The organism is Pseudomonas sp. YL2, from assembly GCF_023063025.1.
GTDB classification, from domain to species: domain Bacteria; phylum Pseudomonadota; class Gammaproteobacteria; order Pseudomonadales; family Pseudomonadaceae; genus Aquipseudomonas; species Aquipseudomonas putida_A.
In genome coordinates this window covers 112307-128919 of sequence record NZ_JAJSLU010000020.1, presented here as the reverse complement: position 1 = coordinate 128919, position 16613 = coordinate 112307, and the positions used below count along the sequence as shown (strand labels likewise).

Here is a 16613-nt window from a genome sequence, read left to right as displayed (position 1 = left end):
CCGCCTCTTCGCTCTGCCCCCCCCCCCCCCACAGGGGGATTGTGAAAGCCAAAAAAACCCCCGGCCTGACCACGGGGGCGGGGCTTTTGCGTTAGCGCGTGTTGCTTAGTTCGAGCTGACCGCCGAACGTGGCATCACTGGCTGGTTGTCGTTGGAAATGGTCACTTCCACACGACGGTTCATTGCACGACCGGAAACGCTGCTGTTATCGGCAACCGGGTATTCCTTGCCATAACCTTGAACCACGATGCGCGAAGGATCTACGCCCATCTTGATCAGAGCGACTTGTACCGAGGTGGCACGACGCTCGGACAGCGACTGGTTGTACGAAGCCGCGCCGGTGCTGTCGGTGTAACCCTCGACGATCACTTTGCGATCAGGGTTTTCCTGAAGGAATTGCGCCAGTTTGTTGATGTTCACCAGACCGCTGGATTTCAGGTCAGCCTTGTTGGTGGCGAACAGCACGTCACCGAAAGTCACCAAGGTGCCGCGATCGGTCTGCTTGGCGTTAAGGCTCTGCTGCAGTTGTTTGATCTGCTGATCACGAGCGTCCAGACGCGCTTGGGCACGTTGCGCGGCAGCGTTTTTCAGGTTGTTTTCAGCGGTGCGCAGGGCGATGGTCTGCTTGGCCACTTCCACGCGCTGGTTGGTCAGGTAGGCCAGTTGGTCAACCTTGGCTGCGTCTTGCTTGTCCAGATAAGCCTTGTCGGCCTTGTCCAGGTAGTCGCTGGCGTCCTTGGTTTCCAGGGCAGCGACTTTGCTTGCCTGTGGGTTGGCCTGCAGGCCGGCGTAGTTGGTGCGTGCCTGTTCCAGGTTCGGGTTAGGCGGAGTAGAGCAGGCAGCCAGGGCAACGCTTGCGGCCAGAAGAGCGGGGATCATCAGTTGCTTACGCATAATTTGTCGTCCTTTCTATCGATAAAAGTTTCAGCTTTGCGATTCGGGATGCGCGCTTACTGCACGGTGCGCTGACTTTCCTGACGCAGTTCCTGAACACCTTTCTGGGAATCCTTCACAGCCTGTTCGGCCTTGGCAGCCTGAGCCTTGCGTTCTGCTACGCGAGCGTCCCATTCGGCTTGCTCGGCGAGGGTGCGAGCCTGTTCATACTTCTTGTCGTGCATGGCAATTTCGGCTTGCTTGAGCTTGTCCTGAGCCTGCTTCATTTCCACTGCAGCGAACTCGGTACCACCGGCGCTGACGGCGCTGTTGACGGCCGATTGAGTCACGGCGTACTGCTCGGTCGGCGGGTTACCGGCGCAACCGGCCAGAACGAAGCTGGTACCGATAGCCAGAGCAGCCAGTTTCAGACCGCGCAGGTGGGAGAACGAGGTTTGGGTCTTCATGGTCTTCAACTCCATTGTTTAACTCCTGATAAAACCGAAAATCCATCCTGGTCGAGGAGCCGCAAGCGTCGTGTAAAAGCGCGTTTTTGAAACGCTCGTTCCAGGCGTGGTTACAGCTTCCGACCGGAGGCGTTTTTCAAAAGTTCAGAAAAGATGGCCTATCGCCAAATTTTTTTTTGACCAGACGGACAAGGCTCTAAACCGGGAACTTTGGAGGCGGGGAGAGGTACGCGCGGGGAAAAGTCAGACAACTTTTCAAAAGGAAACACGACCCTGTAGGAGTGAGCCTGCTCGCGATAGCATTGTGTCAGTCAGCATCAAAAGCTACAGATACACCGCTATCGCGAGCAGGCTCACTCCTACAGTTTGATCTTTGTTGTGTCAGTGCTTTTGCTTGCCGGCAGCGGCGGATAAATCCTGCAGATGCCGCCTCGACAGCGCCAGAAACCGCGGTGTCGGCCCGACATCTTCATACAGCGGATCACCTTCCTCATCAGTCGCCACCACCGTCGAGCCTTTCACATACGGCAGGCTCGCCTCGAACTCTTCGAGCGCGGCGCCGATCAGTTCGCCGAGCAGTTCTTCCGGGTGGCGTTTGGGGTACATCTCGGCGATCGCCGCCAGTCGCGCAGCGGCCTCGACGTCCAGATGAATCGTGTAGCCGGTGTCGGTCAGGCGACCCTTGGCGTTTTCTTCCCAATGCTGGGCGAGTTCACGAATTTTCATGATGACCTCATTTCGCGCCTGCTCGTGGCAGGCCTGGGTGAGTGTCCGGCGGGGCCGGCGGCAAGCCGTTGTACGGCTTACTGTTGAGACTAGCTTCAAGCCACAAGGTTTAAAGTCCCTTCGTCGTCTGCTTGTAAGAAGCGCCGTAGAGCGGCACTCTCTGGGCAAAGCATTCGTTTCTGCGCCGTCCCGATTACCGCTGGAGAACTGCTGATGACCGATATTGATGCACGCTTGCGCGAGGACGTTCACCTGCTCGGTGAGCTGTTGGGCAATACCATCCGTGACCAGTACGGCGAGGAATTTCTCGACAAGATCGAGCAGATCCGCAAGGGCGCCAAGGCCGACCGCCGTGGCTCGATGGACGCCGAACTCAGCGCCAGCCTCAATCAGTTGAGCGAAGACGAACTGCTGCCGGTGGCGCGGGCGTTCAACCAGTTCCTCAACCTGGCGAACATCGCCGAGCAGTATCAATTGATTCATCGCCGCGAAGAGTCGCAACCGGCGCCGTTCGAGTCTCGCGTACTGCCGGAACTGCTAGCGCGCCTGCGCAATGAAGGCCACAGCGCCGAATCCCTGGCGCGGCAACTGGCGCGCTTGGAAATCGAACTGGTGCTGACTGCCCACCCGACCGAGGTGGCGCGGCGCACGTTGATCCAGAAGTACGACGCGATCGCTGCGCAACTGGCCGCGCAGGATCATCGCGATCTGACCAGCGCCGAACGCGAACAGATCCAGAACACCCTGCAACGACTGATCGCCGAAGCCTGGCACACCGAAGAAATCCGCCGCACCCGGCCGACTCCGGTCGATGAAGCCAAATGGGGTTTTGCGGTGATCGAGCATTCGCTGTGGCAGGCGATTCCCAACCATATGCGCAAGGCCGACAAGGCGCTGTATGAAGCGACGGGCCTGCGCTTGCCACTGGAGGCGGCGCCGATTCGCTTTGCCTCGTGGATGGGTGGCGACCGCGACGGCAACCCGAATGTCACGGCCGCAGTGACCCGCGAAGTGCTGTTGCTGGCGCGCTGGATGGCTGCCGACCTGTATCTGCGCGATGTCGATCACCTGGCGGCCGAGCTGTCGATGCAGCAGGCGAGCGATGCGCTCAAGGCCAAGGCCGGCGACAGCGCCGAACCTTACCGGGCGGTGCTCAAGCAATTGCGCGAACGCCTGCGCGCCACGCGCAACTGGGCGCACGCCTCGCTGAGCGCAACAACGCCACCGCCAGCCGACGTGTTGCACAACAACCGCGATCTGCTCGATCCGCTGGAACTGTGTTTCAACTCGCTGCACGAATGTGGCATGGGCGTGATCGCCGATGGGCCGTTGCTCGATTGCCTGCGTCGGGCGGTGACCTTCGGCCTGTTCCTGGTGCGCCTCGACGTGCGCCAGGATTCGACGCGGCACAGTTCGGCAATGACCGAAATCACCGATTACCTCGGCCTCGGTCGCTACGAAGACTGGGACGAAGAGCAGCGCATCAGCTTCCTCACCCGCGAATTGAGCAATCGTCGCCCACTGCTGCCGGCGCATTTCAAACCGTCCGCCGACACCGCTGAAGTGCTCGCCACCTGCAAGGAAATCGCTGCCGCACCGGGCGCCTCGCTGGGTTCCTACGTGATCTCGATGGCGGGCGCCGCCTCCGACGTGCTGGCGGTGCAACTACTGCTGAAAGAGTCCGGCGTGCTGCGGCCGATGCGCGTGGTGCCGCTGTTCGAAACCCTCGCCGACCTCGACAACGCCGGGCCGGTGATGGAGCGTCTGTTGCTGCTGCCGGGCTACCGCGCGAGGCTGCAAGGCCCGCAGGAAGTGATGATCGGTTATTCCGACTCGGCCAAGGACGCCGGCACCACCGCGGCGGCGTGGGCGCAATATCGCGCGCAGGAGCGGCTGGTGGAGATCTGCCGCGAGCAGCAAGTCGAACTGCTGTTGTTCCACGGTCGCGGTGGCACCGTGGGCCGTGGCGGCGGTCCGGCGCACGCGGCGATTCTGTCGCAGCCGCCGGGCTCGGTGGCGGGGCGCTTCCGCACCACCGAGCAGGGCGAAATGATTCGATTCAAATTCGGCCTGCCGGACATCGCCGAGCAGAACCTCAATCTGTATCTGGCTGCCGTGCTCGAAGCGACGTTGTTGCCACCACCGCCACCGACGCCCGAATGGCGACACCTGATGGATGAACTGGCCGCCGATGGCGTCGCCGCGTACCGCGCCGTGGTGCGTGAAAATCCGCAGTTCGTCGAGTATTTCCGCCAATCGACGCCGGAGCAGGAACTGGGGCGCTTGCCCCTTGGCAGCCGTCCGGCCAAGCGCCGTGCCGGTGGGATCGAGAGCCTGCGGGCGATTCCGTGGATCTTCGGCTGGACGCAAACGCGGCTGATGCTGCCGGCGTGGCTCGGCTGGGAAACTGCGTTGAGCAAGGCGCTGGAGCGCGGCGAAGGCGAACTGCTCGGGCAGATGCGCGAACAGTGGCCGTTCTTCCGCACCCGTATCGACATGCTGGAAATGGTTCTGGCCAAGGCCGACGCTGACATCGCGCTGTCGTACGACCAGCGTCTGGTCGAGCCGGACTTGCTGCCGTTGGGCGCGCAGTTACGCGACCTATTGTCGCAGGCGTGTGCGGTGGTGCTCGGCTTGACCGGGCAGTCGCAGCTGCTGGCACATAGCCCGGACACCCTGGAATTCATCCGTCTGCGCAACACTTATCTTGATCCGCTACATCTATTGCAGGCCGAGCTGTTGGCCCGATCACGGCAGCAAAATGTCGAGCAGGGCAGCCCGGTGGAGCAGGCGCTGCTGGTGTCTGTGGCGGGGATTGCCGCCGGGTTGCGCAATACCGGCTAAGGTTTTTGCGGTGGCATCAGGCACCCGGTGCACAGGCCGGGTGCCGCTTTGTACACAGAGAGAAAGTGCGGTCAGGCGACAGTTAGTGATGGGGTTGCGACTTGGGTTACCGCGTCGCGAGGTCGCGGCGGGCGCCGGTTTCTCCGACTTTTGGCGTCTTGTGTGGGCGCAGCCTGCTGTGTATCTTGATCAGCCTTTGGCCGTTTGTGCGGCCACGACCCGTTTTTTAAGATTGGCCCAAAGAGGCGAATCCCGTTGTTTTCTATATAAAAAATTGAGGAGCACATCGATGCGCGTCATTCTGCTGGGAGCTCCCGGGGCCGGTAAAGGTACTCAGGCTAAGTTCATCACCGAGAAATTCGGCATTCCGCAAATCTCCACCGGCGACATGCTGCGTGCAGCGGTCAAGGCTGGCACTCCGCTGGGCGTTCAAGCCAAGAGCATCATGGATGCCGGCGGCCTGGTGTCGGATGACCTGATCATCGCGCTGGTGCAGGATCGCATCGCTCAACCAGACTGCGCCAACGGCTTTCTGTTCGACGGTTTCCCGCGCACCATTCCACAGGCCGAAGCGCTGGTAACTGCCGGTGTCGAGCTGGACGCCGTGGTTGAAATCGCGGTTGAAGACGAAGAAATCGTTCAGCGTATCGCCGGTCGTCGCGTTCACGAGGCCAGCGGCCGCGTTTACCACATCGTCTACAACCCGCCGAAAATCGCTGGCAAAGACGACATCACTGGCGAAGAGCTGGTGCAGCGCAAGGACGACACCGAAGAAACCGTGCGTCATCGCCTGTCGGTCTACCATTCGCAGACCAAGCCGCTGGTGGAGTTCTATCAGAGCCTGTCCGCCAAAAACGCTGGCAAGCCAAAGTACAGCCACATTCCGGGCGTTGGTTCGGTTGAAGCGATCACCGCCAAGGTGCTTGAAGCGCTGAGCTGAAAAAGCTGATTGGCTGCATCATCCACGGCCCGCTTGCGGGCCGTAGTTGTTTATACTGACGCACTTTTTCCCTCACCTGTTTTGGATACATCGATGAGCACCTTGCTGGCCCTGGACACCGCGACCGAAGCTTGCTCCGTTGCCTTGCTGCATGACGGCAAGGTCACGAGTCATTACGAGGTGATCCCGCGTCTGCACGCGCAGAAGCTGCTGCCGATGATCCAGCAACTGCTGGCCGATGCCGGCACCACGCTGCAAGCGGTGGACGCCATCGCGTTCGGTCGCGGGCCGGGTGCGTTTACCGGTGTGCGGATCGCAATCGGTGTGGTGCAAGGTCTGGCGTTCGCGCTGGATCGTCCGGTGCTGCCGGTGTCCAACCTCGCCGTCCTGGCGCAACGTGCGTATCGCGAACACGGCGTGAGCCAGGTCGCGGCGGCTATCGATGCGCGGATGGATGAAGTGTATTGGGGCTGCTACCGCGAAACGGCTGGCGAGATGCGTCTGGTCGGCGTCGAGGCGGTACTGCCGCCGGAAGTCGCGGCGCTGCCGGGCGATGCCAGCGGTGAGTGGTTCGGTGCAGGTACCGGTTGGGGCTATGGCGAGCGGATCGCGGTCAACCTCACCGGCTCCGATGCCGGCATGCTGCCTCACGCCGAAGACCTGCTGACCTTGGCGCGGTTTGCCTGGGAACGCGGCGAGTCGATCCCTGCCGATGACGCGCAACCGGTTTACCTGCGCGACAAAGTCGCCACCCCCAAGGCTCGCTGATTCACCACAAAACCTGTGGGAGCGGGCTTGCTCGCGAAGAGGCCATGTCAGTCTCTATCCAGGTGCCTGACACACCGATTTCGCGAGCAAGCCCGCTCCCACAGGTCCGGTGTTCACTTAAAGTCACTGCCAATCGTCAGTTTCCAACCCCGGGCTTTAAACCTTTTGCGCTTTATGTGTTCTAGTTATCACTCGGCAATTTGCTAAGTCGGTCAAGTGCCGCTAAATTGCCATCATCGATACCGAGCATGAAATTATGCGTATAGACGGCCTTTCCTCTCAGTCCTACCCCATCAAGCGCAAGCCTCGCAAAGGCAATGTGGCGCTGGATGAGTCCGTCGACGATATCGATGGCGAGCTGGAATTCCCGACTGAAGAGCAACTGGCCGCCCGCGCTGCCAAAGCCTCCGCACAACGCCTGGCCAATCTGCCCGCCCGTCAGCAAGACATGATTTATCACCGCGCCATGAGCAAAAGCGTAGCGATGGCCTTGGCCAGCTACCTGAGCACCGCCGGTTTTGTCGATTGGGATGCGGACGTGCTGGGCCTCGATCTGTACATCTGATGGATCTGCCTTACTACCTCGGTTGTCCGTCCTGGAGCGAAAACGCCTGGCGCGAGTATCTGTACCCCGAAGACGCCAAGACCTCCGACTTCCTCGCTCTCTACTCCCAAGTATTCAATGCCGTCGAAGGCAACACGACCTTCTACGCCAGCCCCTCGCCGGCCACCGTGCAGCGCTGGGCCGAGACCATGCCCGAACACTTTCGCTTCACCGCCAAGTTTCCCGGCGACATCAGCCACAGCGGTGATCTGCGCGATCAACTGACCGCCGCCGAAACGTTCGTAAACCTCCTCAGCCCGCTCGGCGAACGTGTTTCGCCGCTGTGGCTGCAATTGTCGAAAAGCTTCACCCCGCATCGTCTGCCGGAGCTGACCGCGTTCATCGACGCGCTGGACCGGCCACTGGCGGTGGAAGTGCGTCACGAGCAGTTCTTCGCCAAGGGCGAGAGCGAACGCCTGCTCAATCGTCTGCTGCTCGACCGTGGCGTGGAGCGCATCTGCCTCGATCCACGGGCGCTGTTCAGTTGCCTGTCGACCGAGTCTTCGGTGATCCACGCGCAATCGAAAAAGCCGCGGGTGCCGACGCGGCCGGCGGCGTTTACCCAGTTCCCGCAGGTGCGCTTTATCGGCCACCCGGAGCTGGAAGCCAATGATCCGTTCCTGGTGCCGTGGGTGACGAAAATCGCCGAGTGGATCGAAGAGGGCCGCACGCCGTACATCTTCCTGCACACCGCCGACAACGTCATGGCGGCGAAGCTGGCGCAACGTTTTCACGCACAATTGATGCAACGTTTGCCTGGCCTGCCATCCCTGCCTGAGCTATACAGAGAACCCGCCGCCGAGCAACTCGGCTTGCTCTGAAGGCGGATTTTTCCCCTGCCCAGGAGCCTGCCGATGGACGCCCACGCCCTTCAAGAACAAACCCGCAAAGCCCAGGCCTTCAAGGCCCTGCATGAAGGTGCGGGGATTTTCGTGATTCCCAACCCGTGGGATGCCGGCTCGGCGAAGATGCTCGCCAGTCTGGGCTATCAGGCGTTGGCGACCACCAGCGCCGGTCACGCGTTTTCCCAGGGCAAGGCTGACGGCGCCCTGAGTCTCGATGACACTTTGGCCAACGTCCGGGCGATTGTCGCGGCGACCGATCTGCCAGTGGCGGTGGACCTGGAAAACGGTTTCGCCGATGACCCGGCCGAGTGCGCCAAAAGCTTGCTGCGTGCGGCCGAGGCCGGCGCGGTGGGCGGTTCGATCGAAGATGCCACGGGCCGTGCCGACGCACCGATCTACTGCTTCGGACACGCCGTTGCACGCATCGAGGCCGCCGTCGCTGCGGTGCGCACGCTGCCATTTCCCTTCATCCTGACTGCCCGCGCGGAAAACTACCTGCACGGCAATCCCGATCTCAACGACACCATTCGCCGCCTGCAAGCCTTTGCCGAGGCGGGTGCCGACGTGCTGTATGCGCCGGGTCTGCGCAGCGCCGAAGAGGTGTTGGCGGTGGTGCGCGCAGTGGCGCCGAAGCCGGTCAATGTGTTGATGTCCGGCGGTTTGAAACTGACCGTACGGGAGTTGGAAGAAATGGGTGTGCGCAGGATCAGCACCGGCTCGGCGCTGGCCTTGGCAGCGTTCGGCGAGTTCTTCCGCGCGGCTGAAGAGATCCAGCAGCGCGGCACCTTCGGCTTTACGTCGCAGTCGATGCCGTACGCCAAGGCCAATCAGTTTTTCAAAGGCTGAGCATGGGTCGCTGGATCGCGCTGTCGCTACTGCTGATCATCGCGGGTGCCGTGTTCAGCGTCTGGCGCGGCTGGCTCGATGTGCCGGCCGAGTGGAACCCGTGGGCGCCGCTGGACGTGAAGGCCGCGCCGAACTGGCTGACCGGTTTCAAGCTGATGCGCCTGCGCGGCAATCCCGAATTATGCGCACAAGTCCTGAGCAACTCGGGTCTGCGCGTCACCGCGCAAGCCGACAGTCCCGATGCCAAGTGCCCGCTGATCGGCACCGTGCGCGTGCAGGGCGGCGAGGTGGCGCTGAGCGGCAGCTTCCTCGCCAGTTGCCCGCTGGCGGTGGCTTACGCGATGTTTGAACGGCATAGCCTGCAACCCGCCGCGCAATCTGTTTACGGGCAGAGGGTGGCGCGCCTTGATCACCTCGGCAGCTTTGCCTGTCGCAATGTCTATAACCGCGAGAGCGGGGCGCTCAGTCGGCATGCCAGTGCCGATGCGCTGGACATTGCCGGTTTTCGTCTGGCGGACGGGCGCAGCATCAGCGTGCTCAAGGACTGGCCGAAACAGAATCAGGATGCGCAGTTTCTGCGTCAGGTGCGCGATGGCGCCTGTGAGGCGTTCAGTGTGGTGTTGAGTCCGGATTACAACGCCGCCCACCGCAATCACTTTCATGTCGATGTCGGGCGCTGGAGCGTGTGTCGCTGAGGGATCAGGCGGCGAGGCGCAGGTTCTGCAGGACGATCGGGCGCGCCCAACCGTTATCGAAGTCCAAAGCCTTCTGCTGCTCGACGATTTCTTCCGGCGGGAACGGCGGATAAGGTTTTTGCAGCAGGTCGAGGTCGAATTCGGCAATCGGCAGGTACAGCGGCTTCTTCTGCGGCGCCGGGCCAGGCTCGGGAAGCGGCTGACCGTTGTTGATCACGATCGGGCGAACCCAGCTGCTATCGAAGTCCTGCTGCTCTTGCTGAGCCTTGAGTTCTTCTGGCGGGAACGGTGGGAACGGCTTGTCCAGCAGATCGGTTTCGAACTCGGCGATCGGCAGGAACAGCGGCTCCGGCGGACGCACTTCGGTCTCGACCACGTCGCACTGACGCTGTTCGACGATGTGCGCGTGCAGCTCGCTGCCCAGGGTCGGTTCTTCCGGGCTGTTCAGGTCAACCGGTGGAAAGGTGCCACAGGCTGGCACCACATCACTCGTCTGTTCGGCCAGAGCCTGGGCAAAGAAATCCTGCCACAGGTGACTGACGCCGCCCAATGCTTGAGTGTTATGACGGCTGAAGTCGCCCTTGGGCGAAATGTAGCCAATCGATGTGGGAAGAATGCCTGACATTTTTTTCGGTTGACGCTCAGCTCTGGCAAAATGCGCGTTGATTGGTTTATCGGCCACTTTTTGCCGATCCTTAACTTTTTTGAGCGTGTTTTCATGATTGAGCAACCCGCGGCCTGCCGCATCCATGTCCAGGCCCTCGGCCCGACGTTTGAAGCGCAAGCCGAGCAATGGGCCGAGCGCCTGGGCCTGCCGCTGCAGGAGGACGACGGCGAGTTCGCCTTGCAGGTCGGCGAGCAGGGTTTGCAGCTGCAACAGCTCGGCCCGGATGCGCCGGGACCGGTGCGGGTGGACTTTGTCGAGGGGGGCGCGGCGCACCGGCGTCTGTACGGCGGCGGCAGCGGGCAGATGATCGCCAAGGCGGTCGGCATCGCCCAAGGCGTGCGCCCTCGGGTGCTGGATGCCACGGCGGGGCTGGGCAAGGATGCGTTCGTGCTGGCCAGTCTGGGTTGCGAGATGAGCCTGATCGAGCGTCAGCCGTTGATCGGCGCGTTGCTGGAGGATGGTCTGGCGCGGGCGGCGGAAGATTTCGATGTGGCGCCGATTGTCGCGCGGATGAAGCTGCTCAAGGGCAACTCGATCGAGGTCATGCGCAACTGGGAGGGCGAGCCGCCGCAGGTGGTCTACCTCGACCCGATGTTCCCGCACCGCGAGAAAACCGCGCTGGTGAAGAAGGAAATGCGCCTGTTCCGGCCGCTGGTCGGGGATGATCCGGATGCGCCGGCATTGCTCGAAGCGGCGCTGGCCCTGGCGACACACCGGGTGGTGGTCAAGCGCCCGCGCAAGGCACCGTGCATCGAGGGGCCGAAGCCGAGCCATGGGCTGGTAGGCAAGTCGAGCCGGTATGACATCTACCCGAAGAAAGCGCTCAAGGCTTGAGACCGCGCCGCCCCCTCCGCGAGCAGGCTCGCTCCCACATTGGAATGCCTTTCAAATGTGGGAGCGAGCTTGCTCGCGAAGGGGGTAGACCAATCACCAGGTCTCTAGGGTCTGTAAGCCCGCATGAACAACCCCACCACCTCCTGCACATGACTCTCTGCCGCTTCTTCGCTCAGCGGCTCGCCGCAGCAATACAGCAAACGAAAATTCCCCGCACCCTTGAGCAGGCAGAAGAAATGCTCGGCCGCATTACGCGGCAGGTCGATGCTCAGCGCGCCGGTCTCGTCGATGCGTTTAAGCAGCCGTTCCATGCCTTGCACCATGCGCTCGGGACCGGCGTCGAAGAAAATCTGTGACAACTTCGGATCCTGCGTGCCCAGCGCCATCATCAAGCGATGCAGATTCACCGACTCGTCGCTGTTGATCAGCTGATGAAAGCCTCGGGCAATGTTCAGCAACACATTTTCCACGGGGATTCCGGCGGGCAATTCGAAGAACAACGGCGGTAACTGCTCCTCGCATTTGGCCATCACCGCGGAGGAGAACAGCGTCTCCTTGTCGTTGAAGTGGCTGTAAACCGTCAGTTTCGACACGCCAGCCTCGGCGGCGACTGCGTCCATGCTGGTGTTGGCGTAGCCGTGACTCAGAAACAGGGTTTTCGCCGCGTCGAGGATCGCCCGGCGCTTGGCCGGATCCTTCGGACGGCCCGGGCCGTTTGGAGCTGCAAGATTGTTCGACATTCTTCGCTTTTAATACTGGACTGGTGAGTTTGCTATTAATACCATACCGGCCAGTATAAATATTCCAAGCACCATTAGCGAAAGGTCCGTCACCATGTTCCGCCATGCGTTGTCGTTTGCCGTGCCAGTCAGCCTGGCTGTTTTATTGTCCGCATGCGGTCAGGAAGAGGCGACGCAAGTCAGCGTTCGACCGGCCATGGTGGTGCAGCCAGAGCCTTCGGCGCAGGCGATGGAAAGTTATCCGGGCGAGGTTCGCGCCCGTTACGAACCGGATCTGGCGTTTCGCATCGGCGGTAAAGTCAGCCGACGGCTGGTCGAAGAAGGCCAGCGCGTGAAGGCCGATCAGCCACTGGCCGAGCTCGATCCGCAGGATGTGCGCCTGCAACTGGAAGCCACCCGCGCACAGGTCGCTGCCGCTGAAGCCAATCTGAATCTGGTACGCGCCGAGCGTGACCGCTACAAAACCTTGATGGAACGGCAGATGGTCAGCCGTTCGGCCTACGACAACGCGGAAAACCTCTACCGTTCCGGCGAAGCGCGCCTCAAGCAGATCAAGGCCGAATTCAACGTCTCGACCAACCAGGCCAGTTACGCCGTGTTGCGCGCGCCGCAGGACGGCGTGGTGGCCAAGCGTTCGGTGGAAGTCGGGCAAGTGGTTGCCGCCGGGCAAACCGTGTTCACCCTCGCTACTGATGGCGAGCGCGAAGTGTCGATCAGCCTGCCGGAGCAGAGCTTCGGGCGGTTCAAGGTCGGCCAGCCAGTGACCGTTGAACTTTGGACGCAGCAGAACCAGCGCTTCGCCGGGCAGATCCGTGAACTGTCGCCGGCAGCCGACCCGAAATCCCGCACTTTCGCCGCGCGCATCTCGTTCACCAGCGGCAAAGTCCCGGCTGAGCTCGGGCAGAGCGCCCGGGTGTTCGTGCAATCGGCGGATGCTGTGCCGCTGTCGGTGCCGCTTTCGGCCCTGACTGCCGAGAACGGCGCGACCTACGTCTGGGTCGTCAACGCCAACAACACCCTGAAAAAGACCCCGGTGCGCATCGGCTCGTTCGGCGAGAAAAGCGTGCCGGTGCTCGAAGGCCTCAACGCCAGCGACTGGGTGGTGGCCGCTGGTGTTCACGTATTGCTCGAAGGTCAGCAGGTGCGGCCTGTGGATCGCTCCAACCGTGTGGTCAATCTGGCGGACAAGGAGTAAGTCCCGATGCGCTTCAACCTTTCCGAATGGGCGCTGCGTAATCGCCAGATCGTACTGTTCCTGATGCTTTTGCTGGCCATCGTCGGCGCCTTGTCCTACACCAAGCTCGGCCAGAGCGAAGACCCGCCGTTCACCTTTAAGGCCATGGTCATTCAGACCCGCTGGCCGGGGGCGACCGCGCAGGAAGTCTCGCGTCAGGTCACTGAACGCATCGAAAAGAAATTGATGGAAACCGGCGAGTACGAACGCATCGTGTCGTTCTCCCGCCCGGGTGAGTCGCAGGTCACGTTTATTGCCCGCGACTCGATGCATTCCAAGGAAATCCCTGACCTCTGGTACCAGGTGCGCAAGAAGGTCAGCGACATTCGCCAGACCTTGCCGCCGGATATTCAAGGGCCGTTTTTCAACGATGAATTCGGCACCACGTTCGGCAACATCTATGCGCTGACCGGCGACGGTTTCGATTACGCGGTGCTCAAGGACTACGCCGACCGCATCCAGATCCAGCTGCAGCGGGTCAAGGATGTCGGCAAGGTCGATCTGCTCGGTTTGCAGGACGAGAAGATTTGGGTCGAGTTGTCCAACGTTAAACTCGCCACCCTTGGCTTGCCACTGGCGGCCGTGCAGCAAGCGCTGCAAGAGCAGAACGCGGTGTCCACCGCCGGCTTCTTTGAAACCGGCAGCGAGCGTGTACAACTGCGGGTTTCGGGGAATTTTCAGACGGTCGAGGAGATCAAGAACTTCCCGATCCGCGTCGGTGACCGGACGTTCCGCATCTCCGATGTCGCCGATGTGCATCGCGGTTTCAACGATCCACCGGCGCCGCGCATGCGCTTCATGGGTGAAGATGCCATTGGCCTCGCAGTAGCGATGAAGGATGGCGGCGACATTCTGGTACTGGGCAAAGCGCTGGAAGGCGAGTTCTCGCGCCTGCAGAAAAACCTCCCGGCCGGCATGCAACTGCGCAAGGTGTCCGACCAACCGGCAGCGGTGAAAACCGGGGTCGGCGAGTTCGTCCAGGTGCTGGTCGAGGCGCTGGCGATCGTATTGCTGGTGAGCTTCTTCTCCCTCGGCGTGCGCACCGGCATGGTGGTTGCGCTGACCATTCCGCTGGTGCTGGCGATGACCTTCGCCTGCATGTATTACCTCGGCATCGGTCTGCACAAGATCTCGCTCGGCGCGCTGGTGCTGGCGCTGGGCTTGCTGGTGGACGACGCGATCATCGCCGTGGAAATGATGGCGATCAAAATGGAACAGGGCTTCGACCGGATCAAGGCTGCGAGCTACGCCTGGACCAGCACTGCGTTCCCGATGCTTACCGGTACGCTGATCACCGCCGCCGGCTTCCTGCCGATCGCCACCGCGCAGTCCGGCACTGGCGAATACACCCGTTCGATCTTCCAGGTGGTGACCATCGCGTTGCTCGCCTCATGGGTGGCAGCGGTGATGTTTGTGCCGTATCTGGGGGAAAAACTCCTGCCGGATCTGGCGAAGATTCATGCGGCCAAACATGGCACGACTGACGGGCAAGCCGACCCGTATGGCACGCCGTTTTATCAACGGGTTCGACGTCTGGTGGAGTGGTGCGTGGCGCACCGCAAAACCGTGATTGTGCTGACAGTGGGGCTGTTTATTGCGTCGGTGATGCTGTTCCGTTTCGTCCCGCAGCAGTTCTTCCCGGCCTCCAATCGACTGGAGTTGATGGTCGATCTGAAACTCGCTGAAGGCGCGTCGCTGGCCAACACCACGGCCGAGGTCAAACGCCTGGAGGCGATGCTCAAGGATCACGCCGGCATCGATAACTATGTGGCGTATGTCGGCACCGGCTCGCCGCGTTTCTACCTGCCGCTGGATCAACAACTGCCGGCGGCGAGCTTCGCCCAGTTTGTGGTGTTGGCGAAAAATATCGAGGAGCGCGAGACCCTGCGCACCTGGTTGATCGAGACCCTTAACGAGCAATTCCCGACCCTGCGTTCGCGGGTCACGCGTCTGGAAAACGGCCCGCCTGTTGGCTATCCGGTGCAGTTCCGCGTCACCGGTGAACACATCGAGGAAGTCCGTGCGCTGGCGCGCAAAGTGGCGGCCAAGGTGCGCGAGAATCCGCATGTGGTCAACGTGCACCTGGATTGGGAAGAGCCGAGCAAAGTGGTGTACCTGAACATCGATCAGGATCGTGCGCGGGCGCTCGGTGTGAGCACGGCCAATCTGGCGAAATTCCTCCAGAGTTCGCTGACCGGCTCGAGTGTCAGCCAGTACCGCGAGGACAACGAGTTGATCGAGATTCTGCTGCGCGGCACGGTGCATGAGCGCACCGAGTTGACGTTGCTGCCGAGTCTGGCGGTGCCGACCGATAACGGTCGCAGTGTGGCGCTGTCGCAGATTGCCACGCTGGAGTACGGGTTTGAGGAAGGGATCATCTGGCACCGTAATCGTCTGCCGACCGTGACAGTGCGTGCCGACATTTACGGCAAGGAGCAGCCGGCGACGCTGGTGAAGCAGATCGAGCCGACGCTGGATCCGATCCGTGCCGAATTGCCTGACGGGTATCTGCTGGATGTTGGCGGTACGGTTGAAGATTCGGAGCGTGGACAGAAGTCAGTGAATGCCGGGGTGCCGATGTTCATTGTGGTGGTGCTGACGTTGCTGATGGTGCAATTGCGCAGTTTCTCGCGCACGGCGATGGTGTTTCTGACGGCGCCGCTGGGGTTGATCGGGGTGGTGTTGTTTCTGATGGTGTTCCGCCAGCCGTTCGGGTTTGTGGCGATGCTGGGGACGATCGCGCTGTCGGGGATGATCATGCGCAACTCGGTGATTCTGGTGGATCAGATCGAGCAGGATATTGCCTCTGGTCTCAAGCCTTGGCAGGCGATTATCGAGGCGACGGTGCGGCGGTTTCGGCCTATTGTCTTGACGGCTTTGGCGGCGGTGCTGGCGATGATTCCTTTGTCGCGCAGTGTGTTTTTCGGGCCGATGGCGGTGGCGATCATGGGGGGGTTGATTGTGGCTACGGCTTTGACGCTTTTGTTTTTGCCTGCTTTGTATGCGGCCTGGTTCCGAGTGCGTCGCGACGCTTGATGGTTTTGGACTTGGCGGCCTTTGGGCCGACCAGGTTCTTGGGGTTTTGGGTTTATATCCGTTTCTTCGGGGGTTGCGGCTGGCGGTTTCGCCCTTACGGCGACTCCCTTTGGCAAACGCCCCAAAGGAAGCAAAGGTCTTGGCCCCGGCGTACGGCCCTCGCTTAGGCTCGGGTTCCTTCGTTGCGGGGTTCATCCGGGGGCATCGCCTCCGGTTTGCTTCGCTGCACCTCCTCTCGATGTGTTTGGCTGCGCCAAACGGTCGCTGCGCTCCCACCCCCGGATAAACCCCTCCACTCAGCCTGCCGAAGGGGCCGGCACGGCAAGATCAAGAGCTTTCGGCGAGCTGACACTCGGCCATTTGAGTGGTGAAAAGCATGCGGTTTGTCTGGACTGCTTTGCTTTTCTGTAGGAGTGAGCCTGCTCGCGATGGCGGCCTTCGAGCCGACCAATCTCCAACTGCCTGCACCCAATCCAAATGTGGGAGCTGGCTTG

15 protein-coding genes are annotated in these 16613 nt (G+C 61.5%); 10 read left to right on the top strand and 5 right to left on the bottom strand.

The features are described 5' to 3' along the window. Positions 1 to 105: 105 nt before the first annotated feature. From LVD08_RS23960 to LVD08_RS23950, 3 genes are all read right to left on the bottom strand, one after another. Complete coding sequence (locus LVD08_RS23960; RefSeq protein WP_007964218.1) at positions 106 to 894, bottom strand: OmpA family protein; 789 nt, start codon at positions 892 to 894, stop codon at positions 106 to 108. 56 nt (positions 895 to 950) lie between these two features. Then, the gene (locus LVD08_RS23955) at positions 951 to 1355 is read right to left on the bottom strand and encodes a DUF4398 domain-containing protein (RefSeq protein WP_007964219.1); all 405 of its coding nucleotides are present in this window, start codon (positions 1353 to 1355) and stop codon (positions 951 to 953) included. 366 nt (positions 1356 to 1721) lie between these two features. Beyond that, positions 1722 to 2066 (bottom strand): hypothetical protein, encoded by a 345-nt coding sequence (locus LVD08_RS23950; protein ID WP_003222064.1) that lies wholly within the window; start codon positions 2064 to 2066, stop codon positions 1722 to 1724. A 213-nt stretch (positions 2067 to 2279) separates the two neighbouring features. On the opposite strand from LVD08_RS23950, the gene ppc reads away from it, so the two are divergent. The 7 genes from ppc (at position 2280) to LVD08_RS23915 (ending at position 9608) form a co-directional block, all read left to right on the top strand. Beyond that, positions 2280 to 4910, top strand: coding sequence for a phosphoenolpyruvate carboxylase (ppc, locus tag LVD08_RS23945; RefSeq protein ID WP_096795809.1), 2631 nt, complete (start codon positions 2280 to 2282; stop codon positions 4908 to 4910). Between the two features lie 289 nt (positions 4911 to 5199). Next, positions 5200 to 5850: an adenylate kinase gene (gene adk, locus LVD08_RS23940; RefSeq protein WP_102900560.1), complete on the top strand. Its 651-nt coding sequence runs from the start codon at positions 5200 to 5202 to the stop codon at positions 5848 to 5850. A 93-nt stretch (positions 5851 to 5943) separates the two neighbouring features. Continuing rightward, entirely contained in the window at positions 5944 to 6618 is a 675-nt protein-coding gene (tsaB, locus tag LVD08_RS23935) for a tRNA (adenosine(37)-N6)-threonylcarbamoyltransferase complex dimerization subunit type 1 TsaB (protein ID WP_103368433.1), read from the top strand. Positions 6619 to 6874: 256 nt separating this feature from the next. Further along, positions 6875 to 7183 carry a hypothetical protein gene (locus LVD08_RS23930; RefSeq protein WP_003222071.1) on the top strand — a complete coding sequence of 103 codons (309 nt, stop codon included), beginning with the start codon at positions 6875 to 6877 and terminating at the stop codon, positions 7181 to 7183. Beyond that, positions 7183 to 8043 (top strand): DUF72 domain-containing protein, encoded by an 861-nt coding sequence (locus LVD08_RS23925; RefSeq protein ID WP_247269415.1) that lies wholly within the window; start codon positions 7183 to 7185, stop codon positions 8041 to 8043. The genes LVD08_RS23930 and LVD08_RS23925 overlap by 1 nt, the downstream gene beginning before the upstream one ends. Before the next feature lie 33 nt (positions 8044 to 8076). Further along, positions 8077 to 8913, top strand: a complete 837-nt coding sequence (locus LVD08_RS23920; protein ID WP_247269414.1) for an isocitrate lyase/PEP mutase family protein — start codon at positions 8077 to 8079, stop codon at positions 8911 to 8913. Positions 8914 to 8915: 2 nt separating this feature from the next. Next, positions 8916 to 9608: an extensin-like domain-containing protein gene (locus LVD08_RS23915; protein ID WP_247269413.1), complete on the top strand. Its 693-nt coding sequence runs from the start codon at positions 8916 to 8918 to the stop codon at positions 9606 to 9608. Between the two features lie 4 nt (positions 9609 to 9612). Here the strand turns inward: LVD08_RS23915 and LVD08_RS23910 are convergent, their stop codons facing one another. Beyond that, positions 9613 to 10233, bottom strand: coding sequence for an energy transducer TonB (locus LVD08_RS23910; RefSeq protein WP_247269419.1), 621 nt, complete (start codon positions 10231 to 10233; stop codon positions 9613 to 9615). Positions 10234 to 10326: 93 nt separating this feature from the next. Here LVD08_RS23910 and LVD08_RS23905 point away from each other — a divergent pair, with 93 nt between their 5' ends. Continuing rightward, a complete protein-coding gene (locus tag LVD08_RS23905; RefSeq protein WP_274621277.1) occupies positions 10327 to 11109 on the top strand; it encodes a class I SAM-dependent methyltransferase in 783 nt (260 codons plus the stop codon). A 104-nt stretch (positions 11110 to 11213) separates the two neighbouring features. Here LVD08_RS23905 and LVD08_RS23900 read toward each other — a convergent pair whose 3' ends face one another. Next, positions 11214 to 11849, bottom strand: coding sequence for a TetR/AcrR family transcriptional regulator (locus LVD08_RS23900; protein ID WP_247269412.1), 636 nt, complete (start codon positions 11847 to 11849; stop codon positions 11214 to 11216). 94 nt (positions 11850 to 11943) lie between these two features. Here LVD08_RS23900 and LVD08_RS23895 point away from each other — a divergent pair, with 94 nt between their 5' ends. Together LVD08_RS23895 and LVD08_RS23890 are read left to right on the top strand one after the other, a co-directional pair. Beyond that, positions 11944 to 13044 carry an efflux RND transporter periplasmic adaptor subunit gene (locus tag LVD08_RS23895; RefSeq protein WP_247269411.1) on the top strand — a complete coding sequence of 367 codons (1101 nt, stop codon included), beginning with the start codon at positions 11944 to 11946 and terminating at the stop codon, positions 13042 to 13044. Positions 13045 to 13050: 6 nt separating this feature from the next. Next, positions 13051 to 16119: an efflux RND transporter permease subunit gene (locus LVD08_RS23890; RefSeq protein WP_096795818.1), complete on the top strand. Its 3069-nt coding sequence runs from the start codon at positions 13051 to 13053 to the stop codon at positions 16117 to 16119. Positions 16120 to 16613: the final 494 nt, after the last annotated feature.